Raw genomic sequence first — 25,885 nt, 5'->3', positions numbered from 1 at the left:
ACCTAGCGAGTGCGGGTCTCCCACGGGGGAGGTGCGGTCTGGTCCGTCCAGGCGGTCAGCGCGTCCGCGTCGACGCAGAGGATGTCGCAGGCGGCGGCGTACTCCGTGGCGGGCGCGGTGAACGAGCTGGTCGTGACGACGATCGCGACGTCCGCCTCGTGAACGGCGAAGCAGGTCCCGCCGAAGCGCTGGAGGTCCTGCGAGCCGACCCGGTTGTTCTCGGCGTAGTGCTTGCACTGGAGCACGATCCGCAGCCCGTCCGCGGTCGTCGCGATGACGTCGGCGCCCAGGTCACCCGCGCCGCCGACCACCTCCACCGGGGAGCAGCCGTCGCGCGCGCAGAGCGCGGCCACCGTGTGCTCGAAACCGTCGGCGTCGACCGCGGCGTGGTCCAGCGCCTCGCCCCCGACATCCGGGATGTCCGCGAGCGGTGCGACGTACGGGTCGGGGCCGCTCGGGAGCAACCGGCGGGGGCGGCGGCGGACGGGTGCCACGCTCCACTTCGCCAGGGCCAGGCCGATCACCAGGACGACGACCGTCGCGACGGGAACCAACGGCAACCCCGTCCCGGCTGTCGCCGCGGTCTTCAGGAAGACGGCCAGTCCGCCGGCGCATATGCCCAGCAAACCCACCGCCAGCACCATGTCACGGCCCACGGACGCGGATCCCCGCGCGGACGCCCTCGCGTCCTCCTCGGGTGTCGTCATACGGAAGTCCCCCCATCTCGGTCCCGCGCACCAGGAGGGCGCACTTCCTCATGTGACCGGGAAGCCGCCGCTGAAACGCGGAGGGGAGGAATCAGTGCAGGTCGGGGAGGTCCGTGGGACGGTCCGCCACGTCCAGGGGCATGACGACCTCGATGCGCTTGCCGCCCTGAGGCGTCGGCTTGATCGCCACGCTCCGCGTCAGTCGACGGACCAGGGGCCAGCCGAACCCGCCCGCGCCGACGGTACCGGGCGGTCGGGGCAGGGTCACGGGGTGGTCGCTGTTGGCGTCCGTGATCGCGAGCAGGAGACCGGCGGGCGACACGGAGGCACTGAAATCGACGATCCCGCCCCCGTGCCGGATCGCGTTCGTCACCAGCTCCGACGTGACGAGCAGCGCGTCGGTCAGGGTGTCGCCGCCCGCCCCGCCGTCATCCGTGATCCCGGAGGCCTCGATGAGCGACCGCACACGGTCCCGAGCCTGCATGGCGTTGATCGGTACCGGGTGCGGCGGCGTGCCGTTGTCGGACAGCACCGTTCACCTCCTCGTCGGGCTCGTCACGGGCGGACCGTGTCCGTCTGCCCCGCACGGGCCCCGGCAATCGCAGAGGCAAACGTCCTGCCCGCCCTGTTCGCCGGAAACACGGCTCAGCTCCGCCGGGGCGGGAGCGTCAGGACCGTCGCTTCGGCCACGCTGGGAGCGGTGGCGAACGCCCGGCCCGCGCCCGTGACCTCCAGCAGCCGAGCGAGGCGGCTCGGCACCGTCCCGGCCAGTACCACCGGTCGGTTCAGGGCGGGTTGCAGCATGATGCTGAGGGCGGTCGAATCCACGAACGTCACACCGGAGACGTCCAGGACGAACCGTTCGATGCCGACGACCTCGGGATCCATCGCCGTCCGCAGTTCACCCACCGTGTCCATGTCGAACTCGCCGGCCATCACGACGATCCGTACGTTCCCGTCGGCCCGCGTCTCGACGTAGTTGCGGGCGTCGCCGCTCTGCGTGTCCATGTTCCCCACTTCCTCTTCTGCGCTTTCAGATGGCACGGGGCAACTTCACCACGGTGACGAAGAAATCGTCGATCTGCTGGATCGCCCGGATGAACTGGTCGAGGTCCACCGGCTTCGTCACGTACGCGTTCGCGTGCAGCTTGTAGCTCCGCAGGATGTCCTCCTCGGCCGCCGAGGTGGTGAGCACGACCACCGGGATGTGGCTCAGCTCCGGGTCCGTCTTGATCTGTTCGAGGACCTGCCTGCCGTCGTACTTCGGCAGGTTCAGGTCCAGCAGGATCAGGTCCGGGCGGGGCGCGCCGGCGTGTGCGCCGCGGCGGTAGAGGAAGTCCAGCGCCTCCAGCCCGTCGCGTACGACGTGCAGGACGTTGCCGATCCTGTTGTCCTCGAACGCCTCTCGGGTCATGAGTTCGTCGCCGGCGTCGTCCTCGACGAGCAGGATCTCCGCGGGCGCCGTCGACGGCTTGGAGGGGGGCGTGGTCATCGGTTGGTTCCTTCGTCGACTGCGGATTCGGGTGCGGAGGCCGGTCCGGCCACGGCGGTGTCCGTGGCGAGCACGGGCAGGGTGAACAGGATCCGGGTGCCCGGGGTGTGGGCCGTGTCGATCCAGATGCGCCCCCCGGAGTGCTCGACGATCTTCTTGCAGAGCGAGAGACCGATTCCGGTGCCACCGTACGTCTCCCGGGCGTGCAGCCGTTGGAAGATGACGAACACCTTCTCGGCGAACTCGGCGGGAATGCCGATGCCGTTGTCCGTGACGGCGAAGGTGTGGAACCCGGGTTCCGTCGCGCCGTCGAGCAGCGAGACCTCCACGTGCGGAGCGAGCCCGGGGGAGTGGAACTTGACGGCGTTGGCGACCAGGTTCTGCCAGAGCATCGTGAGGAGGGTCGGGTCGCCGAGGACTTCGGGGAGCCGCTCCGGCCGCTCGACCTCGGCGGAGTGCTCCTCCACGGCGGCGGCCAGGTTGCGCATGGCCCGGTCCAGGGTGGAGTCCAGGGCGACCGTCTCGCGCGCGTCCTGCACCCGGCCCACCCGGGAGAAGGCCAGCAGGTCGTTGATCAGCACCTGCATCCGCTTGGCGCCGTCGACGGCGAACGCGATGTACTGGGTTCCGCGCTCGTCCAACTGCTCCCCGTAGCGCTTCTCCAGCAACTGGCAGAACGAGGCGACCTTGCGCAGCGGCTCCTGGAGGTCGTGGGAGGCGACGTACGCGAACTGCTCCAACTCGGCGTTCGAGCGCCGCAGTTCGCCCGCCTGCGCATCGAGTTCCGCGGCCGTTCGGTTCAGTTCCCGCTCGTTGAGCTGCGAAGCCGTCAGCTCCGCGACGGTCCGCCGGCGCATGGCCTCCACCGCCTCGGCGAGCGAGCGCAGGTCGGCCGGGCCGCGGACGGGGATCCTCTCGTCGAAGGAGCCGTCCGCCACCCGCTGGGACGCCGTCCGCACCAAGGAGAGCGGACGCAGGACGCCCACGTGGAGCAGGATCCCGAGACAGGCACCCGCCAGCAGGAACGCCACCACCATCACCAGGAGCACGCGGTCGCGTTCCGAGCGGGCCTCCCCGAAGGTGGTGCGGGCGTCCGTCTGGACCCGGTCCAGTCGGGCCTGCTGCTCCGCGAGCCGCACCCGTACCTCGTCGAACTTTTCCTTGCCCACCTGGACGGAGGGCGGCTCGCCGCCGCCGCGGACCGCGGCTATGGCGGGGGTAGCGAACTCGTCCTGCCAGACGCGCGCGGCGTCCTTCACGGCGACCAGGTCGTCCTGCACCCCGTCGTCGTCGCCCAGGACCAGTGCCAGCCTGCCGCCCGCCGCGCGCCCGCTCTCCAGGCCGCGGTCGTACGGTTCCAGCAGGGCCGGATCCCGGGCCAGGAGGTAGCCGCGGACCCCGGTCTCCTGGTCCAGCAGGGCCGCCTCCAGTCGGAGCGCGTCCCGCTGGGCCGGGAGGATCCCGTCGACGAGCCGGTCGCCCGTCTCGGTGGTGTTCGCCAGCAGGGCCGCCCCCACCATGCCCGTGCCGACGACCATCAGGGTCAGTACGGCCAGGACGGTCGTGAGCCAGGCCCGCAGACTCGGACCGCCGTGACCGGACCCGGCGGGCTCGGCCTTCGCGGGCTCGGCCGCGGGCTCGGGCTCGGCCGCGGGCTCGGCCTCGGCTTCGGTGGAGGGGACCTCGTCCGGCGTGACCCCCACAGGGGGGAGCTCGCCGGCAGGGGTCTCGGTTCGTTCTCGGGCGTTCACGAGGGGGTGTTCCATTCGAGGTGGAGTACGGCGACGTCGTCGGCCAGCCCGCCCCAGTCCGCGGCCCGGCTCTGCGCCGCGTGGATGACGGTGTCGACGAAGGTCTCGGCGGGCAGCCCGGCGTGCCGGCGGGCGATCTCGAGCAGGCCCGTCTCGTCGAGGCGTTCGGACCCGGGGCCGACGCGCCCCTCGATCAGGCCGTCGGTGAAGAGCATCACGGCGCCGTCCGGGTCCATGGGGACCTCGGTCACGGGCCAGTCCGCGCCCCAGCCGGGCATGATGCCGAGGGCGGGTCCCCCGGGCACCTCCATCAGGTCCACCCCCGCCGCCGACCGGACCAGGAAACCGGGGTGACCGGCGCGCTGCACGGAGATGCCGTCGGCGCCCGGAGAGCGGGTGACGGCGATGAGTGTGGCAAAGATCTCGGGCCCGGACCGCTCCGCGAGGAGGATCTCCTCCAGGAGCTCGAGCAGCTGCTCGCCCCGCGCGCCCGCCATCACGAAGGCCCGCCACGCCACGCGCAGGCACACCCCGAGGGCGGCCTCGCCCGGCCCGTGCCCCGACACGTCGCCGACCACGGCGTGCGTGGCCCCGTCGCGGGTCTGCACGACGTCGTAGAAGTCCCCGCCGAGCAGTGCCTGGGCGCGGCCGGGCCGGTAGCGGGCGCAGACCGTGACGCCGTCGTCCAGGAGGAGCGGCGTCGGCAGCAGGCCCCGCTCCAGGCGGGCGTTCTCCTCGGCGCGCAGCTTGCTCGCCTGCAAGGAGACGGCGGCGAGCTCGGTCCGCTTGCGCTGGATCGCGTACCTGATGGCCCGGACGAAGACGTCGGCCTCCAGGCGGCCCTTGACCAGGTAGTCCTGGGCCCCCGCCGCCACGGCGGCGAGTCCCGCCTGCTCCTCGGAGAGGCCGGTGAGCACGACCACGGCGGCCTCGGCGGACGCGGCCAGCACCTTGGTGAGGCCGTCGAGTCCCTGGGCGTCGGGCAGGTGCAGGTCGAGCAGGACGCACTGGGGCGGCTCGTTCTCCAGCAGCGACAGGGCGTCCGCGAGGGAGCGGGCCCGGCCGAGGCGCAGGTCGACCCCGCTGTCCTCCACCAGTTCCTCGACGAGGAGGGCGTCGCCCTCGTCGTCCTCGATCAGCAGGACGTACGGCGGAAGCCCGCTCCACAGGGCGAGGGAGCGGTCCTCCTCCACGGAGGTGGCGGGCCGGGGTGCGTTCGCCGCGGGTGGTGTCCGGTCGGCGGACTGCGGTGACCCCAGGCCGATCGTGCTCCCCATGGCGCGCCTTCCCCTCTCGCCACGGAGCGCGTGCGCCCGGGGGACGCCCGGTTGCGTCGGGGGTGAGCTTAGAATGATCATTTGCCGTTAGGCAATATTTGAACCGGTCAATTACCCTGTGCGCTGCTCCCGCGCGTCTGCGCGCCGGGCCGGCCGTGCCAGTCGAGGCAGACGACCATGGCGTCGTCCGAGGCCTGGACCTCGCCCCGGTGCCGGGTCAGCTCGTCCAGGATCGCCTGCGGCACCTGGGAGGGCGGAAGCAGCCTGGTGTTCATGACGGCCCGGCCCAGCGCCCGCACACCGTACGCCTCCCCACTCGGGGAAGCGACGTCGTAGACCCCGTCGCTCAGCAGGAAGAGCCGGTCCCCGGGCAGCACCCGCAAGCGCTGGCAGGTGTAGACGGTGTCCTCGAACATGCCGAGCGGAAGCTGAGCCTCCAGCTCGATCCTCTCCACCGTCCCCTGCCGGAGCCGCCAGATCCGGGGTGAGCCGGCGTCGATGACCTCGACCTCACCCGTGTCCAGCTCGAAGCGGAGCAGGAGCATGGCCAGGTGCAGGCGCCCCTGGTACTGGCCGTGGACGGCCTGGTCGGCCAGGGAGGCCTGGTCGACGAGGTCGAGACCGCTCCGGCGGGCATTGCGCAGGGCGCTGACGGCGAGGCTGGTCAGCAGCGCCGCGTCGATCCCGTCGCCCATGCCGTTGTTGACGGTCAACGTCAGGTGCTCGGCGGACGCCGACCAGTCGAAGCAGTCCCCGAAGATCGCGTAGGCGGGCTCCAGCTGGCCCCCCAGCGCGTATTCGGGTCGGGAAGCGGACCGGCCGGGCAGCAGCTCCCACTGCATCTCCGCGGCGAGGGTGAGCCGGGTGGCCCGTCTCGCCCGCAGGAAGAGGTCCGTGTCGCGGTCGGCGACGAGGATCTCGTGGCCCAGGGCGTCGGCCACGTCCCGCAGCCCCCCGAGCAGCCCGGGCGCGTACGCGTCCGCGGGGAAGTCCACGCTCAGCACCGCGAGGCGGTCGCCCCGTACGCTCACCGGCAGGTGGACGGTCACCTCGGACCCCCGGGAGACCACGTGGGCCTCCTGCGAGCCGAAGGCCCGCCCCGGCGCACTCGTACGCACCGACACGGATCCGGCGCCTTCCGGCCCGTCCGTGACGGGCCGCAGGCGGGCCAGGGCGTAGTCCGCCATCAGCAGTTCGGCGCCGGCCGCACGGTAGTCGCGGGCCAGCAGATCACGGACCTCCGCGACCAGCGCGTGCGGCGCGGCACGCCGCAAAATCCCCGCGACTTCCTCGGGTCGTGCCACCGTCATGGATCCTGCCTCTCCGGCGAACTGTTTAGATGGGGGAGCCACGAAGCCGCCGGGTCCGCCCGTGAGGGGCAGCCAGTACGTCCGGTAGGGAGTGTCACATGAGTCCGGGGCCGATCCACTCCCCCCGCGCCCCGTCGGCGGTCGTGGGGATGAGCGATCTGATCGAACTGCTGGAGATCGTCTGGGAACGGGGCCGCGACTCGGTCTCCGCGCCTCCCGTCTCCTCCTCCCAGGCCAGGGTCCTCTTCCTGATCGAGCGGAACGAGGAGATCAACCTGCGCATGCTCGGAGAACTGCTGGGCGCCGCTCCGCCGTCGGTGACCCGGCTGTGCGACCGGCTCCAGGCCGCCGGGTTCCTGGAACGCCGCACGCGGCCCGACGACCGTCGCGAGCTGCGACTGGAGCTGACGCCCGCGGGGCGGAGGTACCTGGACGAGCTGCGGGCCCGCAGGGAAGCGGCCCTGACGGAGGCGATGGCCACCATGCCGGCCGCCTCCCGCGCCGCCCTGGCCCTCGGCCTCGCCGACTTCCATGCCGCCGTCGCCGGACCGCTGCGGCTCGCGCCCCCGCAGAGCCCGGCGGCCCGGAGCGCCTGACGGCGCGGACCGGGCCGCTCATCGCGCAGTACCGACGGGTGCTCAGTCGGCGGTGCGCAGGCCCTGGGTGTGCTCCCGTACCTGCGCGGGCGTGAGGTAGCGGTCGGTCCGCTCGAACTCCCGCAGCGTGGGCGGCCGCCCCGACTGGAAACCGGTGCGCACGAAGTCGTCCCCGGCGACCGCGTTGAGCAACCAGTTGGTCATGACCCGGGTCTTGGCCACGTTCGTGCGCAGCGCCGACCAGTGGTACCCCCGCGCCACCGCCTGGGCGGCGATGCCGCGCAGCGGGATCCCGAGCGGCTTGGACACGGCGTCGGTGCCCCCGAGGTCGACCACCAGGCCGAGGTCCTTGTGCACGTACGGACGCAGCGGTCGGCCTCGCAGCGAGGCGATCACGTTGTCGGCCAGCGTGCGGCCCTGCCGCAGGGCGTGCTGGGCCGTGGGCGGGCAGATCGTGCCGCTCCCGCCCTTGGCGAGGTCGGGTACGGCCGCCGCGTCGCCCAGGGCGAAGGCCCCCGGGGCGTCCGGCACGGTCATTTCGGGGGTCACCACCAGGCGCCCCCGCTCGGTCTCCGCGTCCATGGTGCCGATCAGCGGGCTCGCGGCCACGCCGGCCGTCCAGATCAGGGTCCGGCTGGGCAGGACGCGCCCGTCGGTCAGCGTCAACTCCTCGGGGCCCGCCTTGGCGACGCTCACCCCCAGCGACACCTCGATGCCCCGGCGCCGCAGGATGTCCAGGGCCGCCTGCCCCAACGATTCGCCGAGTTCGGGCATCAGCCGGGGCGCCATGTCCAGCAGGTGCCAGCTGATCTGTCGCCGGTCCAGCCGCGGGTAGCGCTTGACCGCGTGGTCGGTCAGCCGCTGGAGGCAGGCCGCCGTCTCGGTGCCCGCGTACCCGCCGCCGACCACGACGAAGCACAGCCTGGCGGCCCGCTCCGCCTCGTCCTGGCTGGCGTCCGCCAGGTCGAGCTGCGCGATCACGTGGTCGCGCAGGTAGGCGGCCTCCGCGAGGGTCTTCATGCCCCGCGCGTGTTCCAGCAGCCCGGGGATGTCGAAGGTGCGGGTGACGCTGCCGGGCGCCAGCACGAGGTGGTCGTACGCGTGATCGGTCACCTCACCGGTGATCTTGCGGACGACGCAGACCTTGGCCTTGGTGTCGATGCCGATGGCCGTGCCGGGGACGATCCGGGTCCGGTGCCGGCTGCTGCGGCGCAGCGAGACGGCGATGGACTGCGGCGTCAGGACACCGGAGGCCACCTGGGGGAGCAGCGGGAGGTACAGCTGGTAGGAGTTCGGCGTGACCACGGAGATGTCGGCCTCGCCGGGGGACAGCCTGCGCTCGAGCCGGCGTACGCACTCCACCCCCGCGAAGCCTGCGCCCACCACGAGGATCCTCGGTCGTGTCACGGTTCGCGTCCTTTCTCGGGGCAGCCGGGTCACCTGTCCCCCTGCCCAGTCCGACGGGGTTCAGCTGTCCGACGGCACCACGAATGCCGTGGCGGCCACCGCACCGCTGCGCCGGAAGTGCAGGACGAACGGAACGGTGTCCCCCTCCCGCAGCCGGGTCCGCACCTTCACCGCCAGGTCCAGGGAGGTCGGCGTCATGGTCAGGGTGCCGCGCGCCGGGACGGTCACCGAAGCCACCGGGCGCGTCGCGCCGGCCCGCTCGCCCGTCCCCGCGCCGGCCCGCTCGTGGCGGTTCAGCACGGCCTCCTCGGCGGCCGGGGAGGTCACGGAGAGCAACTGGTCGTCGGCATCACCGGTGTTCGTGATCCTGAACACCGCGGTGGTGCGTTCCTCGTCGGCCCGGGGGAGCAGCAGGTGTCCGACGCCGGGCTCGATCCGTGGCGGGCCGCCCGCGGCCCCCGCCGTGGTCCACACCGTCAGGCCGACCAGGGCCGTCAGACAGGCCGTCACGGGGACGACGGCCGCGATCAGACCCTCGCGCACGCGTCGCCGTCCGCTCGGCCGCCCGTCCGTCGCCGGGGTCGAGCCGGGGGAGTCGGTCATCGTCCCAAGACCTTTCGTACGGGGGCCACCCAGCGGTTCGGCGCGGGCCGCCAGGCCCGCAGGCGCAGGCTGTTGGCCACGACGAGCAGCGAACTGGCGGACATGGCGGCGGCCGCCACCATCGGACCCAGCCACCCCACGGCCGCCAGCGGGAGGGTGACCGCGTTGTAGCCGAACGCCCAGACGAGGTTGAGGCGGATCGTCGCCAGCGTGCTGCGGGCCAACCGGACCGCGGTGGCGACCACCTCGACGTCGCCCCGTACGAGCGTCACGTCGGCCGCCCCGATGGCGGCGTCCGTGCCGGTGCCCATCGCGATCCCCAGATCGGCCTCCGCCAGCGCCGCGGCGTCGTTGACGCCGTCCCCGAGCACGGCGACCCGGCGGCCCCGCCCCTTCAACTCCCGCACCAGCGCCGCCTTGCCCTCCGGGGAGCAGCCGGCGTGCACCTGCGTGATGCCGAGCGCCGCGGCGACGGCGCGCGCGGCGGCCTCGCGGTCGCCGGTGGCCAGGACCGGTTCCACACCGAGCGCCCGCAGCCCGTCGACGGCCCGGCGGCTGCCGGGGCGCAGGACGTCGCCCAACGCGATGAGGGCCTCGTCGACGCCGTCCACCCGGACCAGGACGGGGGTCAGCGCGGCGGCCTCCGCCTCGGCCAGAGCCGCCGCCAGGGCGTCGGGCAGGCCGTCGCCCGGGGCGCACACCTCGACCCGGCGGCCCTCCACGACTCCGGTGACTCCGGCGCCGGGGGTGGCCAGGAAGCCGGTGACCTCCGGCAGTCGGCCCCCGGGCAGCACACGCCGCGCGTACGAGAGCACCGCGCGGCCCAGCGGATGCTCGGACCCCTGCTCCACCGCCCCGGCCAGCCGGACGATCTCGTCCCGATCGGCACCGCCGGCGGCCGGCGTCACTCGTACGACGGAGAGCCGGCCTGAGGTCAGGGTGCCCGTCTTGTCCAGGACGATCACGTCGACGTGCCGCAGGGCCTCCAGTGCCCGCGGTCCCCTGACCAGGATGCCGAGCCGGGCGCCCCGACCGGTGGCGGCCATCAGCGCGGTCGGCGTGGCCAGGCCCAGCGCGCACGGGCAGGCGACGACGAGGACCGCCACCGCCGCGGTGACGGCCGCCTGCGGATCGGCGCCCGCACCGAGCCAGAACCCGAGGACCGTGGCGGCCAGGGCGAGCACGGCCGGGACGAAGACGCCCGCCACCGTGTCGGCCAGGCGCTGGGCGCGCGCCTTGCCCGCCTGCGCTTCGGTGACCAACCGCGTGATCCGGGCGAGCCGGGTGTCGGCGCCGACCGCGGTGGCGCGGACGAGGAGCAACCCGCCCGCGTTGACGGCGCCACCGACCACCGCCCGGCCCGGGCCCACCTCGACGGGGTCGCTCTCCCCGGTCACCAGCGAGAGGTCCAGGGCGGAGTTCCCCGACACCACCACCCCGTCGGTGGCGACCCGTTCACCGGGCCGGACGACGAACTCCTGGCCGCGCAGGAGCGCTTCGATCGGCCGCCTGTGCTCCGCGCCGCCCTCACGGACGATCACGTCCTTGGCGGCGAGCCCCGCCAGGGCCCGCAGGGCCGCACTCGTGCCGTGCCGGGCGCGCGCCTCGAGGTGGCGACCGAGGAGGACGAAGAGGGGGACGCCGACCGCCGCTTCGAGGTAGACGTGGGCGACCTCGGACCCCGCCGAGGGAAGGAGGGTGAACGGCATGCGCATGTCCGGATCGCCCGCACCGCCCAGGAACAGCGCGTACAGGGACCAGCCGAACGACGCGAGGACGCCGAGGGAGACCAGCGTGTCCATGGTGGCCGCGGAGTGCCGCAACCCGCGCGCCGCCCGCCGGTGGAAGGGCCAGGAACTCCACACCGCCACCGGGGCGGCCAGCACCAGACACAGCCACTGCCAGGAACGGAACTGGAGGGCGGGCACCATCGACAGGACGAGTACGGGCAGGCAGAGCGCGGCGGTGATCAGCAGCCGCTCGCGCTCGGCGCGCGCGGGGTCGTCGGTGCTGTCGCCGTCGCTGCCGGTGTCGGTGCTCGCGCGGCTGTCGGGCGGCGCTACGGGCGCCACCGGCTCCGCCGTGTACCCGGCACGCTCCACGGCGGCCACCAGCTCCTCGACGGTGACGTGCGCGGGGTGCCGCAAACGGCCCCTCCCCGTGGCGAGGTTGACCGTAGCGGTCACGCCGTCGAGCCGGGCCAGCCTCTTCTCCACCCGACTCACGCAGGCGGCGCAGGTCATGCCCCCGATGACCAGGTCGGTGGTCAACGGGGCGGTGCTCGTCGCTTCCGCGGACTCCGCGCCCGGCGCCGCCTCCGCCGTACGTGCCGGTTTCGCCGTCACCGCGCACCGCCGCCGGAGCCCGTACCGGCCGCGCCCTCGGCGCCCATGTCGCCTTCGTGCGGGACGGAGCTCCCGGGGGTGCCGGTGCGGTCCGGTCGGATGCCCGGCGCCACGGGGCCGGCGGCCGTCCCGACCCCGTAGGACAGGGCGAAGACGGCGAGCAGCAGCAGGACGAACCCGGTCAACGCCGCTGGTGGCGCCCACCGTCGGAGGTAGGCGGACACCCGGGCTCCGGCTGCGGACAGTTGCTCTTCGGCCATCGACGTTCCCTGCTTCGAGGATACGAACGCGGAGCCCCCACCCGATGGGCTCCGGGGAGGTGGTCGTCCTACGCCGGCGAGGAGTTCCCGCGGATGTTCAGCCGGTGATGCGGCCGTCGACGGCCGCGGCGGCGGGATCGGCGTTGAACCAGTAGTCGCCGGCGGCGAGCGGCCGCCCGTCGCGGCCCGCCTCGCGGGGCAGCCGGAGGGTGACGGCACGGGTGTCGCCGGGCAGGACGACGGTGATGGCGGTGGGGTGCTCGTACTGCTGTCGTTCCGGCACGCTGTGCTCCTTGGGGAGGCGGGGAGGCCCGAGTGTCACTCCGGGTGTCGTCCCAGTGTGCGCCCTGTGACTTTCCGTGTCAGCTTGGAGGTCTGGACCACCGGCGCACCAAGGAGAGTCCGATGGGCGGCACGCACGACGCGCTCACCGACGACGTCATCGACGACGCCCGACGTCGCGACGACGACGATCTTCCCCTCGACGATCCCGAGGACGGCGCGGAGGATCCCTACGACGCCTCGTGAGGCGTCCCGAACCGGGTGCCCGGCCGGCGTCGACCACCCGGCCGGGCATCCGCTCCGCCACGCGCACCGCGGCGGGTGTGACGAAGGTGTCGCAGGACGGCCCGAAAAGGGTGACATGAACTGTCACCTTTGGCGTGCACGGTGAAGACATGCAGCATCACACGGAAACCCAGCACACCAACGGCCCGGGCCCGCTCACCGGGCGGATCGCGCTCGTCGCCGGCGCCACCCGCGGAGCGGGACGGGCGCTCGCCATAGAACTCGGCCGCGCCGGCGCCACCGTCTACGTCACCGGCCGCACCACCCGCGAGCACGTCAGCGAGGTCGGCCGGACCACCGAGACCATCGAGGAGACCGCGGAACTGGTCACGGCGGCGGGCGGTGCGGGCATCGCCGTCCCCACCGACCACCTGGACGTGGACCGGGTGCGCGCCCTCGTCGAACGGATCGACCGCGAACAGGGACGGCTCGACATCCTCGTCAATGACCTTTGGGGCGGCGAACACCTCCTGTCCGAGTCGGTCTTCGGCAAGAAGAGCTGGGAGACGCCGCTCGCCGACGGGCTGCGGATCCTCGAACTCGGTGTCCGCTCGCACGTGATCACCGCGGCGCTCCTGCTGCCGCTCCTGATCCGCTCGGACGCACCGCTGCACGTGGAGGTCACCGACGGCACCGCGGTGTCCAACCGTCGTTACCGCGAGAACCTCTACTACGACCTCGCCAAGAACGCCCCGATCCGCATCGCCTTCGGGCTGGGCGAGGAAATCGCGGAGTACGGGGGCACGGCGGTCGCCGTCACTCCCGGCTTCCTGCGCTCCGAGCAGATGCTCACCCACTTCGGCGTGACCGAGGAGAACTGGCGCGACGCCGTCGCCCGGGAGCCTGCCTTCGGCATCGCCGAATCACCGCACTACCTCGCGCGCGCCGTCGCCGCGCTCGCCGCCGACCCGGACCGGGCCGCCCGCTGGAACGGGAAGTCCACCTCCAGCGCGGAGCTCGCCAGGACCTACGGCGTGCACGACGTGGACGGCAGCCGGCCCGATGCCTGGGGGTACTTCGAGGACGTCGTGTACGGCGGCAAGAACGGCTCGCCCGACGACTACCGCTGAGCCTCGGGGCCTTCGGGGCCTTCGGGATCCGCTGGATCCGCCGCGTACAGGTCGCCGAGGGCCCGCGCGCGCTCGCGGAAGCGGGCCCGTAGGCCCTCCGGGGCCAGTACCTCCGCCTCCGCGCCCAGTTCGGCCAGCGTGGCGAAGGCGACGTCCTCGGACTCCACCGGCAGGTCGAGCGTGACGCGCCCGGCCGGGTCGGGTGCGCCCGCGGAGCCGAGGGCCTCGCAGATGCCCGCCGGGTCCGCCACCGCGGGCAGCCGGCGCAGCCCGCGTTCGCTCAGACGCAGGGTGACGGTCGCGCGCAACAGTGCCCGGGCGAACCCGGCGGAGTGGGCCTGCCAGTGCGCGGCCAGGTCGAAGGACGGGTCGCGGACGAAGGGCGCCCCCGGATCGTCGTCGCCGGCGGTTCGGGAGGGCGCGGCGAGCGCCGTGACGCGGTCGACGCGGTAGGTGCGCCAGGCGCCGCCGCTCCGACCCGCGCCGAAGCCGTCGCCCTCGTCCGGGACGCGGCCCACGACGTACCAGACCCCCGCCTTCAGGACGAGCCCGTACGGCTCCAGCAGGCGGGTCACCCTACGGGGCGGTGCGTCGTCCCGGCCCGGCCGGGCGTAGGTCAGCTCGACGGGGCGGTCGGACCACACGGCGCGGGCCAGCTCCGGGAGCAGTTCCGGTGCGGACGGCTCGCGGAACCAGGCGGGCGCGTCGAGGTGGAAGCGGTGCGCCGAGGACTCGGCCGCCGCGCGCAGGGACGGCAGCATGGTGGCCGACAGCTTCAACCGTGCGGTGTCCGCGGCGTCGGACAGCCCGAGATCGCGCAGGGCCGAAGGCAGGCCGGAGAGGTAGAGGGTCTCCGCCTCGGTGGGGTGGAGCGTGGTGAGCCGGGTCCGGTGGCCCGGCGCCAGGTGGTAGCCACCCGACCGGCCGCGCTCGGAGCGGATGGGGACACCCGCCTCCTGCAGGGCCTGGGCGTCGCGGATCACGGTGCGTTCGGAGACCTCCAGCTCCCGGGCGAGGGCGGCGGCGGTCAGGCCGGGACTCGACTGGACGAGCAGGGCCATGCGGATGAGGCGGGCGGCGCGCATGCCCCCATGATCGACGACCCGGGGTCCCGGGGGACCGTCGACCCGTGGGCTCGGCGCGACCGCCTGCCGGATGACCGCCGCCGCGGCATGACGGGATGCGCGAGAGCCGAGCGCGTGTGCGCGGCAGGGCGCATGGGTCGGGCGGGCGAGGGCAAACGGGCGGTAGTGACGGTCGGTTGCTGAGGAGGTGGCGGCGGTGCGCCGTGCGAAGGTGTTGGAGTCCTTTCCCGCCGGTGATCCGTACGGCAGCTGGCCGGCGGAGGAGTACGCGGCCCGCTGCCGGTCGCGGGGCGAGCGGGCGAGCGTCGTGATGGACCTGGAGCGGGACGCCTTCCTCGTCGTCGCCGACACGGACGCGGCGGAGGCGGCAGCGGCGTAGCGAACGGGTCCCGTCCCGGCCATCGCCCGGGCGGGACCTGAAGCCGTCAGCCCTCCCAGTGCACGCGCCCGTTGTGGATCAGCCGGAGCTGACTGCGGGCGGTGCCGGTGACGGTCGCCCAGTCCTCGCCGCGCAGTGACGCGGTCAGGCACGCCGAGGCCGTCATGAACATGTGGTCCACCAGCAGCCTGGACAGCATCGTCAGGTCGTCGGCATCCCAGCCCGCGCTGACCGGGTCGGTCGCGAGCGCGGAGCCGATCTCGCCGGCGAAGGCGTCCAGTTGCCCCGCGATGGCTTCCCGTACGGTCGTGACCCCACCGTGCCTCTCGCGCACGAGGAAGCGCACGTGCGCCGGCCGAGTGCGGACCAACTCGGCGATCAGGCGCACCGCGGCGTCGCCGCGCTCGTCCGCGTCCCCCGTCGAGTCGAGGATGTCCCGCACCGTCTCGTGCAGGCTGGCCAACGCCTCCTCGACGAGCGCGATCCCGAGCTCGTCCATCCCCCGGAAGTGGCGGTAGAAGGCGGTGGGGGTGACTCCGGCGGCCCTCGTCACCTCCCTGAGCCCGAGGCTGCTGAGGCTCTGCTCCTCCAACTGCGACAACGCCGCGTCGAGCAGGGCGCGTCGGGTGCGGCGGCGTTGGGCCTCGCGGACACCGGTGTTCTGGCTCATGGCATCAGTCAACCGCGTCACACTCGCGGTCCGCCGGCATGAGTCGTACTGTACTGGGTAGTCAGTTGACAACTGTTACCTCAAAGTAGGAGGAACTCTCGTGCTCTTCCTCGTAGCCGCACTGCTCGTCATGGGTGTCGCCCTGGGAGCCGTGGCCCACGTGCCGGTGCCGGTCAGCCTGGCCGCGGGCCTCGCGATCGCCGCCTGGCTCGCCCTCTTCGCCGCACGCGAACGCCTGTCGGGCCGCCGGCACGGACGCGCCGACCACGGTCGAGGAGGCCTGTGATGGACACGGACACGCGATCCGCGGTCGAGGCCCCGGCCCGTACCCGCACCCGTAAGCGCCCCGGCACGCGTGACGCCGACGCGATGGCCGTCACCGCGTTCGTCCTCGGCCTGGCCGGGCTCCTCGTCCTGAACCTCGTCCTCGGGCCGACCGCCGTCGTCCTCGGCTCCCTCGCGCTGTGGCGGAAGACCGCGCGGCCCGGCCGTGCCCGGCTGGGCATCGCCCTGGGCGTCGCCGACCTCGTGATTCTGGCCTGCCTCGTCACCGCCGACGGCACCTGGTCCTGGAGCCTGACCTGAGCCGCCGCGCCCGGTGTGCGTCAGGCGCCGTTCCTGAGCCGGTCGCGCTGGACCTGACGCGCGAGCGCCCGCCGCACCGGGGCGGCTCCGGGGGAAGCGGACCGTGAGGGGACGTCGAGGCCGCGGGCGATCTCGTCGTACGCGGCCTGGTGCGCGCCGGAGGATCGCGGCCGGTGGAGCGCCAGGTCCGCTTCGAGGAGGCGTCGCAACTCGTCCACGCTCTCGGGCGTGAAGCGCTTCCTGCCGCGGGCGATGGCGTGGACGTGCCGGGCGCAGCGCGCCGCTTCGAAGGTCTCCGCGATGTCCTCGGCGAGTCCCCACAGGCGGCCTTCCAGCCACGGGGCGTCGTGCTGGTCGAGGTCGAGGTCCATGGTGGGACGCGGCTCGTCCGCCGCGTACTTGGTCACCTGCTTGGACACCGCCGGCTGACTCATGTCCGTGAGGCGGGCGATCTTGTCCTGGGTCCAGCCGAAGTCGACGAACAGTTTGATCATCTCGGAGCGCAGTTTGCGCATGTCCTCTCCGGCGCGGATGACCTCGTTCATCTCGGCGAGCATGCTCTCGGCCTGCTGCTCGGTCAGGGCCTCGGGGCGGGGAGCCGGCCGCGGGGGCCGGTGAGGGTGCGTTTCGCCTTCCATGGGTCGGTTATACACCCCGGCACCGCCGCTCCATAACCTGGTTGTACAACCTGGTTATGGCCGGCAGTATCCAAGGCCATGCCCACCTTCACCGCTCCTGACGGAACCCGCCTCGCCTACCGCACGCACGGCGAAGGGGAGCCGCTCCTCTGCCTCCCGGGAGGCCCGGCGGACTCCCGCTACCTCGGCGAGCTCGGCGGCCTGTCCGCCCGGCGCCTGCTGATCCTGCCGGACCTTCGCGGCACCGGCCGATCCGCCGTCCCCGACGACACGTCCTCCTACCGCTGCGACCGCCTGGTCGACGACGTGGAGGCCCTGCGCGACCACCTGGGCCTGCGCCGGACGGATCTCCTCGGCCACTCCGCCGGCGCGAACCTGGCGGTTCAGTACGCGGTCCGGTACCCGACGGGCGTCGGCAGGCTCGCCCTGATCACCCCCGGCACCCGGGCGGTCGACATCCCCGTCACCGGGGAGATGCGCCGGGAACTGGCCCGGCGCCGGACGAACGAGCCCTGGTTTCCCGCCGCCTTCGCCGCCCTGGAGGCGATCACCCGTGGCGCCGACGGCGACTGGGAGGCCGTCGCCCCCTTCTTCCACGGTCGCTGGGACGCCGAGGCGCGCGAGCACCATGAGGCCGCCCGGCCGGGCAACGCGGAGGCCGTCGCCGGCTTCGGCGCCGACGGGGCCTTCACCCCGAAGGAGACGCGCGAGGCCCTCGCCGGCTGCGCGATTCCCACGTTGGTGCTCGCGGGGGAGTACGACCTGAACAGCCCGCCTGCGGCAATGGCCGCATTCGCGGCGCTCTTTCCCGACGTCGAACTCGTCGAGCAACCCGGAGCGGGCCACTACCCCTGGATCGACGACCCCGACCGATTCGCCGCGACCGTGTCGAAGTTCCTCGGCTGACGCCCCACCGGCGCCGAACTCCGTGGCCGCAGCCGCGGTGCGCGGTGCGCGGGCTTTCGCACCGACACCATCAGGCGTCGGCCGCTCGGCTGCGCGCGCGGAAGGTGCGGCGGTAGGTGTCCGGAGGGACGCCGACCGTACGGTTGAAGTGCCGGCGCAGCGTCGTGGCGGTGCCCATGCCGGTCGACTCCGCGATGGCGTCGACGCTCTCGTCGGTGGTCTCCAACAACTCCTGGGCGCGACGGATGCGTTGGGTCAACAACCACTGGAGCGGGGTCGTCCCGGTCGCCACCCTGAAGTGGCGGCCCAGGTTGCGCGAGCTCATCCGGGCCCGGCGGGCGAGGTCCTCCACCGTCAGGGGACGGTCGAGCCGTTCGACCGCCCACGGGAGCAGCTCGGTCAGCGGGTGATCCTCCTGAGCGGGTACCGGGGCGGTGACGAACTGGGCCTGACCGCCGGCCCGGTGAGGGGGTACGACCAGCCGCCGGGCGACCTTGTTGGCGACCGCCGAACCGTGGTCGAGGCGGATCAGATGGAGGCACAGGTCCATCGCGGCGGCCTTGCCGGCGGAGGTGAGGACCCTACCGCTGTCCACGTAGAGCACGTCCGGATCGACCTCGACGCGGGGATGGCGGGATGCCAGGACCCGGGTGTGCGCCCAGTGCGTGGTCGCGCGGCGTCCGTCCAGCAGCCCCGCGGCGGCCAGGACGAACGCTCCCGTGCACAGGGAGGCCACCCGCGCACCCGCCTCGTGGGCGGCGCGGACCGCGTCGACCAGGTCGGCGGGCGGATCCACGTCGACGTCGGCCCAGCCGGGGACGATCACCGTGTCCGCGCGGGCGAGTCGGTCGAGTCCGTGGTCCGGCTCCAGCCGGAACCTGCCGAACCGGACCGGGCCCGGTCCGCACACCAGGACGTCGTACGCGGGGTCGGCCGCGCCGGCGGCGTCGGCGCCGAAGACCTCGTAGGCCACGGAGAGTTCGAAGTGCAGCATCCCGTCGGTGACGGCCAGCGCGACAGTGTCCATGTCCGAAAGTGTACGGCCCATGGCGTTCCGGACACTGGCGGCGGATCATCGGCGGAGAGAGGATGTTGACGGTTGAACAAGCGGTATCGGGTGAGCGAGACAGTGGGAGAACGCGATGGGATCGAGTCACACGGTTGCGGTGTTCGGCGCCTACGGGCACACCGGACGCTTCGTGGTGGCGGAGTTGCTGGACCGGGGATTCGTCCCGATCCTCACCGGACGTGACGCGGACAAGCTGCGCGCCCTCGCGGCGTCCACCCCCGGGCCGGACGTCGACGTCCGGCCGGCAGCGGTCGACGACCCGGCCGCCCTCGACCGGGCGCTGGCCGGAGCCGCCGCCGTGATCAACTGCGCGGGGCCCTTCGCCACGACCGCCGCCCCGCTGATCGAGGCAGCGCTGCGCGCCGGGATCCCGTACGTGGACGTGGCCGCCGAGATCGAGGCCAACCTCGACACGTTCGCGCACTTCGCGGACCGGGCCACCGCCGCGGGAATCGCCGTCGTCCCCGCGATGGCCTTCTTCGGCGGCCTCGGCGACCTGCTCGTCACCGCGGCGATGGGCGATTGGGCGACGGCCGACGAGGCGCACGTCGCGTACGGGCTCAGTGGTTGGCACCCCACCGCCGGGACCCGCACCGCGGGCACGGTGTCCCGCGAGCGCCGGGACGGCCGGCGCGTCGTGTTCGGCAACGGGCGGTTGGAGTACCGCGACGACACCGCGCCGAGCCTGGAGTGGGCCTTCCCCGAGCCGATGGGCGTCCGGCCCGTGATCGGGGAGTTCACCATGGCGGACGTCGTCACCGTCCCCAGTCACCTGGCCATCCCCGAGGTGCGCACCTACATGACGGTCGAGGCGGCGCGGGACCTGGCGGCTCCGGGAACACCGGCGCCGGCCGCGGTCGACGCGCACGGGCGATCCGCGCAGACGTTCCTCGTCGACGCCGTCGTCCGCTCGGGCGGCGAGGAACGACGTGCCGTCGCGACGGGCCGGGACATCTACGCCGTCAGCGCGCCCCTCGCGGTGGAAGCGCTCCACCGGGTCCTCACGGGCCGGACCAGGACGGTCGGCGTCGCCTCCGCCGGCGCGATCTTCGACGCACCCGCCTTCCTCCGCGCCCTGGCCCCGCACATCACGTTCGAACTGCTCGGGGACGAGCGGGCGGTCGCGCACGAGCCGCGTTGATCGTCTACTTCCCGCCCTGCGAGACGCCCGAGGCACCCTGAATCTCGCTGGTGGGGCCCGGCCCGCCCGGCTAGCATCCGACGATGATCACGCCGGCGGACGAACCCCTCCACGACGCGGTGCGCCGAGCCGACTTCAGTCGGCCGACCGGCGACCTCGACCCGCGACTCTGCCCGCCGGCCGCCTTCGGGCCCCTCGTACGGCACGAGGATCCGCACCTGCGGCACCTGGGGCTGGTACTGCTCGCCGAGCGCGTCACCTCCGGCGGGACGGGCGGCGGACCCGAGGCGGCCGAGCTCGCGGAGCTGCTGCCCGTGGAGGTCGACGGACCGCCGGAGGCCGCCCTCGTCCTGGCGCGGCTCCACGAACGACTGTGGCCGCACCTCCCGGCGACCCGGCGGCCGTCATGGCGTACGGCTGAGCTGCCGGCGCGGGTACGGATCGCCTGGCTGCGCGCCGAACTGCTGAACGAACCGACCGTGCTCCGCCATGAGCCGCCGAGCGAGCTGCTCCACCAGGCCGTTCGGGACACGACGGCCACCGCAGCCCGCCGGCCGGAGCACCTCGTCGGCGAGCTGCTGGCCACCCGCGACCCCGAACTGCACGCCGCGGCGCTGCGGCTGGCCCGGGAGGGACTGCACGCCGGACTGTTGGCTCCCGCCCTGGTCCGCGAGCACGTGATCGGCTTGCTCGGCTCCGGCAGCGCGACCGTCGTCGTCGCGGCACTGGACGAACTCGCCCAGCCCTGGGCGCTGTCGCAGAGCCTGCCCGCCGGCCTCCTGTCCTCCTTCCTCGCCGCCGAACCGATGGCCGCACGACCCGAGGCGGCCGCCGCCGCGCTCGTGGTCGCGGCCCACCACGGACACAGCGACCTGCTGTGGCGGGTCATCGAGGACGCGCAGTCGCCGCCGGTGCTTCGCCGGCGCGGGATGGAACTGCTCGGAGACCTGGCGGACCGCGGTGACATCGGCGCGTTGACGGCCGTCGCCGCACGCGATCCGCTCCTGTTCGGCGGCCCCGCGCTGACCTGCCTGCGCGGGCTCCACCGGCGCGGGCACTTCCCCGACGTGCCGCACGTCCCGTCCATCATCGACCTGGCGCTGGCCGACCACTCGATCCCGCCCCAACAGGTGGCGACGATCCTGTTCACCTGCCGACAGGCGATGTGCCGGGCACTCGTGGACGCGGCTCCCGACGACCAGAACTGGCCCCGCCGGCTAGCCCTGTTGGTGGCACTGGCGGGACAGGGGACGGCCGAGCTTCCGATCGGGGACGCCATCACCCGGCTCCTCGCCTCGGCGCCCGCACCCGAACCCTTCCTCCACGCGATCCGTGCCGTGCGCCACACCGACGCCGAGGCCGCCGTGATCGCCCTCCTGCCGACCTCGCCCGCAGCGGCCCTGCACGCACTGGAGGCCATCGGCGGCCACCGTACGGTGACGGCGCTGCGCGAAGGGCTCGGTCTGAGCGCGCAGGACGGCGCGGGCGTGATCGCGCCGCACCTGCGCACCGTCCGCAACCGCGCCCTCGAAGTGCTGTGGCACCTCACCCACGAACCGGCGCAGCGGCGCGCCCTCCTCGTCCGCCTCGATCCCACCGATCTCCCGGCACGCGTCGCGGCGGACCTCGGAGGCCCGGACGAGCAGGAGCTGGCGCTCCTGAGCTCCCATTTGGACCCGGACGAGCCGGTGGCCTCGCTGTGTCGACTGGCCGCCCACGGCAGCGCCGCCACCCTGCCCGCCCTCGCCGACCTGCTCCTGCGCATCGTGACCGAACTGGCGGCCTCCGCGGAACCCGGAGCGAGCGAAGTCCCGCGCCCCGAGCACGGTGAGCGGGCCGGAGAACCGGTCGTACCCCAGGAGATCCTGGACGCCGTCCACGGCCTGGGCCACCGCCTGCACGACCGGGGACGGATCAGGCCGTCCTGCCTCCTCGACGCGGCGAACGCCCGGGAGGCCGGACACGCACTCGTCGCGACGATGGCACTGGACCTGCTGGACCGGCCCGGACTGGCGGGCGCCGAGCAGGCCATCCTGTGCGAACTCCTGCTCCGCGCCCCCTACGCGGGCACCCGGGCGCGGGTGCACCACCTGCTGCGCCACCGGGACCGCCACGTACGCAAGCACGTCATCGCCCTCCTCGCCCGCGATGCCGACGGGCACGACGCGCAGGCGTTGTCGGCGTCCCTGATCGCGCTGACCGCCGCCCGGGACATCCAGACCGTCCGGCAGGCCCTGTGCGCCCTCGGGCACGCGCGGGCCCGATGGGCCTCCACCGCGATCGCCGCATGCCTCGACCACCCGAACATGAACGTCAGGAAGACCGCCGCCGAGGTCCTGGTGCGCACGGGAACAGCCGACGCGGTGCCCGCACTGCTCCGTACGCTCGGACGCCACGACAATCCGGGCCTGCGCCGCGCGCTCGTGGAGGCGCTGCGCGCCATCCTCGGCGCCGCGTACCCGGCGACCGTCCTCGCCGCCGCCGAACAGGGCGAGGGCGCCCGCGGTCGCGAACGGCTTTTGGAAGCACTCGAGGGCGACCTGTCGGCACGCTCGGTCCTTGCCCTGCACGACCAGGTGTCACCGCTCGCACCTTCCCTGCTCGCCCTGGTCGCGGACGGCCGGCTCACCCTCGCGTCCGGCACGGTCGAGGAACTTTCGACGGCCATGACCCAGCACGGGATCAGCAGGCCCGCCGCACCGAGGACGGCCTCGGGCCGGCGGGTGGACCCCGACATCGACCGGTTGCGGAGTGAGGGGTGGGATCCGTTCGTCGCGCTCGACATCGCGGGCAGGAGCGAGCTGCCGCACCCCACCCGGTTGTGGGGGCTGCGGCCCATGCTGGCGGACTTGCTCCGCCTCGCCGGATCCGAACCCACGAACCGGGTCGGCGTACTGCGGCTCACGCTCCGGCTCTGCCCCGCACCGTGGACGCCGGACGAGCTGGCGGCCTTCACCCGGTGCGTCGGCGTCCTCCTCGACGCTCTGGCCGAGGCCGGTCCCGCGGACCGGGACGGCCTCATCGCGGTGGTGGAAGCGGTCGCGCCGTTCCTGCCGGCGCTCGACAGGCCGGCCGTCGTCGAAGCCGTCCGCGCACTGTCCGTCGTACCCGGGGCGAGCCGGTCCACCCTGCCGCTCCTGCGCGGCCTCGGCGCCGTACTGGTCCGCGCCGACCTCGATCGGGCCCTCGCCTCGGCCCGGTCGGCAGCCGACCCCTTGCGGGCCGAGACCGCCGTGCTGCGGGACGCGTTCACCACCGCGCGGCGCGCCGCGGACGCCGGGCCCACCACCGCCGATGCGGAGGCCGATGCCGCAGCCGCCTCCCGGACCCGGGCGTGGCACGCCGCGCTGGCCGTCGCCGCGCGCACACCCGCCGGCCTGGAGGAATTCCGAGGCTCCGGCCGCCCGCGGGAACAGGACGACGTCCCGGGCTCCGGGGACCGCCTGACCGCACTGATCGACATGCACGGCTCCGCCGGCCCCGAAACCCGCGCCGCCCTCATCGACTGGATGACGGCCCTCCAGCCCCTCGACGCACCACCCTGGACCATCACCGAGACCGTTCACGCTCCGGCCCCGAGACCCCGCACCGTGCACATCGACGACCTCGACCAGCCCCGGTCGACCGCCCTGCGGGAGCGACTGTTGGCCATGCTCCGGGCACCCGCCCCGGACCGCCGGAGCGCCGCGGCCTCGGCGCTCCTGGACTGGCCCGAGCCCGAAGCCGGGCGGGCCGTGCTCCGGGCGTTCCTGCGCGGCGACATCGACGTACCCGTCGGCGCCGACCTCGCCCGCACCCTGCACAGCATCGACGAAACCGAACTCCGCGCGGACGGCATCCTGCACGACAGGGTTGCCCTCGCGGCGGGCCGGCTCGATCCGGAGCACCTCGAACCGCTGGTCCCGCTGCTGCTCGAATGGTGGGAGTCCGACCCACCGGCCGGCAGCGCCGCCGCCGGCCTGGCCCTGCGCCGGGTCCCCGCCGACGCACTGGCCGAACGCCTCCGGGCCCGCATCGACGCCGGTGCCCGGGGACACCTCGACCTGCTCGTCGGACGCCCCCTGCTGCGCACCCCCGCGCTGACGCGGACCTGCCTACGCCTGCGCGCCGAGGGCCGGGACGAGCTCGCGGACGGACTGCTCCTCGTCGACGGTCCGCTGCGCCCCCCGGACTGCGCACGCCAGGACCTCGCCACGTCGGCCGCGCTCCGCGACCGGGGCGCCGCCGGGGCCATGTCGACCGGGAGGCCCCAACCCCCGTCCCGACAGGAGCTGTTGGCCCTGGCCCGCACCGGGGACCCGGTACGCATTCGTCGAGCGCTCACGCGACTGGCCGAGGAACACAGCGGTCCGGACGCCGACCAGGACCCCGAACTGCGCGATCTGATCGGTGAGTTGCTGCGTCATCCCAAGCCCGGGGTCCGGATCCGCGCGCACCGGACCTCGCGGGCCCTGCTGGACCGACCGACCCACCTCCACCACACCTCGATCCTGTTGGACGACCCCCAACCGGACCTGGTGCGCACCGCGATCCGCGCGCTCTGCCACGCGAGGTGGGTACCCGCGATCCCCACCGTGACCAGGTTGCTGGAGCACGCCCATCCCCTCGTGCGCAAGGCCGCGGCCGACGGGCTGGTCGCCATGGGTGGGCCGGCGGTCCCCGCCCTGCGGCACGCGGTCGTCCATGTCCGGCCCGACAAACGGCCCCGCTACGCGCGGGTGCTCGACCGGATCACGACCGCCGGGGATCAGACGCCGGGAGCCATGTCGTAGGTGACCCACATGGTCCGGGTGGCGACCTGGTCGTACTTCGACCGCGCCCGGTGGTTGTCGTCGGCGGTGATCCACCGCACCACGCTCCAGCCGCGCTCGGCGGCGATCTCGCGGAGGGCGCCGAGCAGCAGGTCGACGGCGCCCGAACCGCGGTGCTCGGGCGCCACGAAAAGATCGTCGAGGAAGCCGCCCACGGTCGCCGACAACGGCCGGGCGTACGGACGGAAGTGGGCGAGGCCGAGCAGTCGTCCCTCGGCGTCCTCGGCGACGAGCGCCTCGACCTCGTGGCCCGGGTCGTTCACCCACGCCCAGACCGTCCGGGCCGCCCCATCGGTCTGCTCCACCCGGTAGAAGTCCGCGTACCCGCGGTACAGGGCACGCCACTGCGCGAAATCCTCGGGTCGGACGGCTCGGACGGTGATCTGCGGCATCTGCGGGACTCCATGGTCGGACGACGCGGGGCACGTGCTCCGCTTTCGGTACGGGCAATCGATCATCCTGCAACCGGTGCGCCGCCGGATGCGCCGCGGTGTCGAAAGGCGGCCCGCAGAGGCACCCGCATGGACAGGTGACGGCTCCGCCACGGGGTGCCTTCGGCCCTACCGGGCGGTCAGGGGCTCGGGCGACGCCGCGGCAACCGGATGACAGGATGTGGGGATGCCGTCGAACCAACCCTGGACAGGGCTTCATGATGACCTGGCGCAGACGAAGTCACGGGTGTACGACCCCGGCGGCTTCACCTGCTCGCAGCCGATCACCGAACCGGAAGGCACCGAGTACGCGGCCCACGCGTTCACCCTCGACGGGCTGGCGGTCAGGTTCCGCGTGGCCAGGACCACCCCGACGAAGGTCGGCCAGTTCGTCACCGTGTGGCAGCGGTCCCTCGAAGGCCCGATCCGCCCCTTCGACGCCGACGACGGGGTCGACCTCTTCGTCATCAGCAGCCGGGAGGGTGCCCGCTTCGGACAGTTCGTCTTCCCCCGCGAGGTGCTGTGCGAGCGGGGCGTCATGTCGCGGAACGGCGCCGGCGGGAAGCGCGGGTTCCGCGTCTACCCGCCGTGGGTGACGACGGCCAACCGCCAGGCCGGAAACACCCGGAGCTGGCAGGTCGACCACTTCCTGGATCTCGGGGAGCCCGGCTCCGTCGACACGGCACGCGCCCGGAGCCTCTACCACCCGTAGCCGTGTGCCCGGCCGCCTCTCACACCGCCGGGGTTCGGCGGCGATGAGCGGGGTAGGCGTCGCCCGGCGGGGG

Annotated in this window: 27 protein-coding genes; 10 read left to right on the top strand and 17 right to left on the bottom strand. The window is 73.6% G+C overall.

The annotated features are described in order from the left end of the window. Positions 1-2 precede the first annotated feature (2 nt). The 7 genes from ACFY0I_RS03390 to ACFY0I_RS03360 all read right to left on the bottom strand — a co-directional run bounded on the left by ACFY0I_RS03390 (position 3) and on the right by ACFY0I_RS03360 (position 6,537). Complete coding sequence (locus ACFY0I_RS03390; RefSeq protein WP_388889511.1) at positions 3-707, bottom strand: restriction endonuclease; 705 nt, start codon at positions 705-707, stop codon at positions 3-5. Between the two features lie 91 nt (positions 708-798). Further along, positions 799-1,239, bottom strand: a complete 441-nt coding sequence (locus tag ACFY0I_RS03385) for an ATP-binding protein (protein WP_388889509.1) — start codon at positions 1,237-1,239, stop codon at positions 799-801. Positions 1,240-1,352: 113 nt separating this feature from the next. Further along, positions 1,353-1,715 carry an STAS domain-containing protein gene (locus tag ACFY0I_RS03380; protein WP_388889506.1) on the bottom strand — a complete coding sequence of 121 codons (363 nt, stop codon included), beginning with the start codon at positions 1,713-1,715 and terminating at the stop codon, positions 1,353-1,355. Between the two features lie 25 nt (positions 1,716-1,740). Continuing rightward, positions 1,741-2,199: a response regulator gene (locus tag ACFY0I_RS03375; protein ID WP_388889504.1), complete on the bottom strand. Its 459-nt coding sequence runs from the start codon at positions 2,197-2,199 to the stop codon at positions 1,741-1,743. Next, entirely contained in the window at positions 2,196-3,902 is a 1,707-nt protein-coding gene (locus ACFY0I_RS03370; protein WP_388889502.1) for an ATP-binding protein, read from the bottom strand. The genes ACFY0I_RS03375 and ACFY0I_RS03370 overlap by 4 nt, the downstream gene beginning before the upstream one ends. Before the next feature lie 44 nt (positions 3,903-3,946). Then, positions 3,947-5,227: a PP2C family protein-serine/threonine phosphatase gene (locus ACFY0I_RS03365; protein WP_388889499.1), complete on the bottom strand. Its 1,281-nt coding sequence runs from the start codon at positions 5,225-5,227 to the stop codon at positions 3,947-3,949. Positions 5,228-5,334: 107 nt separating this feature from the next. Then, a complete protein-coding gene (locus tag ACFY0I_RS03360) occupies positions 5,335-6,537 on the bottom strand; it encodes a PP2C family protein-serine/threonine phosphatase (RefSeq protein WP_388889496.1) in 1,203 nt (400 codons plus the stop codon). A gap of 98 nt (positions 6,538-6,635) precedes the next feature. On the opposite strand from ACFY0I_RS03360, the gene ACFY0I_RS03355 reads away from it, so the two are divergent. Beyond that, a complete protein-coding gene (locus ACFY0I_RS03355; RefSeq protein WP_388889495.1) occupies positions 6,636-7,133 on the top strand; it encodes a MarR family winged helix-turn-helix transcriptional regulator in 498 nt (165 codons plus the stop codon). 42 nt (positions 7,134-7,175) lie between these two features. On the opposite strand, the gene ACFY0I_RS03350 is transcribed toward ACFY0I_RS03355, so the two are convergent. From ACFY0I_RS03350 to ACFY0I_RS03330, 5 genes are all read right to left on the bottom strand, one after another. After that, positions 7,176-8,540: an NAD(P)/FAD-dependent oxidoreductase gene (locus ACFY0I_RS03350; protein WP_388889493.1), complete on the bottom strand. Its 1,365-nt coding sequence runs from the start codon at positions 8,538-8,540 to the stop codon at positions 7,176-7,178. Positions 8,541-8,600: 60 nt separating this feature from the next. After that, complete coding sequence (locus tag ACFY0I_RS03345) at positions 8,601-9,143, bottom strand: copper chaperone PCu(A)C (protein WP_388889490.1); 543 nt, start codon at positions 9,141-9,143, stop codon at positions 8,601-8,603. Beyond that, positions 9,140-11,386: a heavy metal translocating P-type ATPase gene (locus tag ACFY0I_RS03340; RefSeq protein ID WP_388890629.1), complete on the bottom strand. Its 2,247-nt coding sequence runs from the start codon at positions 11,384-11,386 to the stop codon at positions 9,140-9,142. Before ACFY0I_RS03340 ends, ACFY0I_RS03345 begins: the two co-directional genes overlap by 4 nt. A 98-nt stretch (positions 11,387-11,484) precedes the next feature. Continuing rightward, on the bottom strand, positions 11,485-11,748 hold the full coding sequence (locus ACFY0I_RS03335; RefSeq protein ID WP_388889487.1) for a hypothetical protein: 264 nt from the start codon (positions 11,746-11,748) through the stop codon (positions 11,485-11,487). A 97-nt stretch (positions 11,749-11,845) separates the two neighbouring features. Then, positions 11,846-12,031, bottom strand: coding sequence for a hypothetical protein (locus ACFY0I_RS03330; protein ID WP_388889484.1), 186 nt, complete (start codon positions 12,029-12,031; stop codon positions 11,846-11,848). A gap of 122 nt (positions 12,032-12,153) precedes the next feature. Between ACFY0I_RS03330 and ACFY0I_RS03325 the strand changes: the two genes are divergently transcribed. Together ACFY0I_RS03325 and ACFY0I_RS03320 are read left to right on the top strand one after the other, a co-directional pair. Further along, positions 12,154-12,276 carry a hypothetical protein gene (locus ACFY0I_RS03325; protein ID WP_388889482.1) on the top strand — a complete coding sequence of 41 codons (123 nt, stop codon included), beginning with the start codon at positions 12,154-12,156 and terminating at the stop codon, positions 12,274-12,276. A gap of 149 nt (positions 12,277-12,425) precedes the next feature. After that, complete coding sequence (locus ACFY0I_RS03320; RefSeq protein WP_388889479.1) at positions 12,426-13,385, top strand: SDR family oxidoreductase; 960 nt, start codon at positions 12,426-12,428, stop codon at positions 13,383-13,385. Here the strand turns inward: ACFY0I_RS03320 and ACFY0I_RS03315 are convergent. Next, on the bottom strand, positions 13,376-14,470 hold the full coding sequence (locus ACFY0I_RS03315; protein ID WP_388889476.1) for a helix-turn-helix transcriptional regulator: 1,095 nt from the start codon (positions 14,468-14,470) through the stop codon (positions 13,376-13,378). The two genes, ACFY0I_RS03320 and ACFY0I_RS03315, sit on opposite strands and share 10 nt — an antisense overlap. A gap of 196 nt (positions 14,471-14,666) precedes the next feature. Here ACFY0I_RS03315 and ACFY0I_RS03310 point away from each other — a divergent pair, with 196 nt between their 5' ends. Further along, positions 14,667-14,849 carry a hypothetical protein gene (locus tag ACFY0I_RS03310; RefSeq protein ID WP_388889474.1) on the top strand — a complete coding sequence of 61 codons (183 nt, stop codon included), beginning with the start codon at positions 14,667-14,669 and terminating at the stop codon, positions 14,847-14,849. A 46-nt stretch (positions 14,850-14,895) separates the two neighbouring features. Here the strand turns inward: ACFY0I_RS03310 and ACFY0I_RS03305 are convergent, their stop codons facing one another. Further along, positions 14,896-15,519: a TetR family transcriptional regulator gene (locus ACFY0I_RS03305; RefSeq protein WP_388889471.1), complete on the bottom strand. Its 624-nt coding sequence runs from the start codon at positions 15,517-15,519 to the stop codon at positions 14,896-14,898. A gap of 100 nt (positions 15,520-15,619) precedes the next feature. Between ACFY0I_RS03305 and ACFY0I_RS03300 the strand changes: the two genes are divergently transcribed. Both ACFY0I_RS03300 and ACFY0I_RS03295 read left to right on the top strand, forming a co-directional pair. Continuing rightward, positions 15,620-15,805, top strand: coding sequence for a hypothetical protein (locus tag ACFY0I_RS03300; RefSeq protein ID WP_388889468.1), 186 nt, complete (start codon positions 15,620-15,622; stop codon positions 15,803-15,805). Beyond that, entirely contained in the window at positions 15,805-16,104 is a 300-nt protein-coding gene (locus tag ACFY0I_RS03295) for a DUF4190 domain-containing protein (protein WP_388889465.1), read from the top strand. Before ACFY0I_RS03300 ends, ACFY0I_RS03295 begins: the two co-directional genes overlap by 1 nt. A gap of 20 nt (positions 16,105-16,124) precedes the next feature. On the opposite strand, the gene ACFY0I_RS03290 is transcribed toward ACFY0I_RS03295, so the two are convergent. Further along, the gene (locus ACFY0I_RS03290; protein WP_388889462.1) at positions 16,125-16,742 is read right to left on the bottom strand and encodes a sigma-70 family RNA polymerase sigma factor; all 618 of its coding nucleotides are present in this window, start codon (positions 16,740-16,742) and stop codon (positions 16,125-16,127) included. A gap of 78 nt (positions 16,743-16,820) precedes the next feature. Here ACFY0I_RS03290 and ACFY0I_RS03285 point away from each other — a divergent pair, with 78 nt between their 5' ends. Beyond that, entirely contained in the window at positions 16,821-17,648 is an 828-nt protein-coding gene (locus ACFY0I_RS03285) for an alpha/beta fold hydrolase (protein WP_388889459.1), read from the top strand. Between the two features lie 70 nt (positions 17,649-17,718). Here ACFY0I_RS03285 and ACFY0I_RS03280 read toward each other — a convergent pair whose 3' ends face one another. After that, positions 17,719-18,675, bottom strand: coding sequence for a helix-turn-helix domain-containing protein (locus ACFY0I_RS03280; protein ID WP_388889456.1), 957 nt, complete (start codon positions 18,673-18,675; stop codon positions 17,719-17,721). A gap of 115 nt (positions 18,676-18,790) precedes the next feature. On the opposite strand from ACFY0I_RS03280, the gene ACFY0I_RS03275 reads away from it, so the two are divergent. Both ACFY0I_RS03275 and ACFY0I_RS03270 read left to right on the top strand, forming a co-directional pair. Beyond that, on the top strand, positions 18,791-19,858 hold the full coding sequence (locus tag ACFY0I_RS03275) for a saccharopine dehydrogenase family protein (protein WP_388889454.1): 1,068 nt from the start codon (positions 18,791-18,793) through the stop codon (positions 19,856-19,858). Positions 19,859-19,941: 83 nt separating this feature from the next. Further along, a complete protein-coding gene (locus ACFY0I_RS03270; RefSeq protein WP_388889451.1) occupies positions 19,942-24,630 on the top strand; it encodes a HEAT repeat domain-containing protein in 4,689 nt (1,562 codons plus the stop codon). Here ACFY0I_RS03270 and ACFY0I_RS03265 read toward each other — a convergent pair. After that, on the bottom strand, positions 24,606-25,061 hold the full coding sequence (locus ACFY0I_RS03265) for a GNAT family N-acetyltransferase (protein ID WP_388889448.1): 456 nt from the start codon (positions 25,059-25,061) through the stop codon (positions 24,606-24,608). The genes ACFY0I_RS03270 and ACFY0I_RS03265 overlap by 25 nt on opposite strands. Before the next feature lie 226 nt (positions 25,062-25,287). Here ACFY0I_RS03265 and ACFY0I_RS03260 point away from each other — a divergent pair, with 226 nt between their 5' ends. After that, positions 25,288-25,812 (top strand): MepB family protein, encoded by a 525-nt coding sequence (locus ACFY0I_RS03260; protein WP_388889445.1) that lies wholly within the window; start codon positions 25,288-25,290, stop codon positions 25,810-25,812. Positions 25,813-25,885: the final 73 nt, after the last annotated feature.

Source organism: Streptomyces sp. NPDC001568 (genome assembly GCF_042893755.1).
GTDB lineage: Bacteria > Actinomycetota > Actinomycetes > Streptomycetales > Streptomycetaceae > Streptomyces.
Note: the sequence above shows the minus strand (reverse complement) of the source record. Positions and strands in the feature narration are given on the sequence as shown.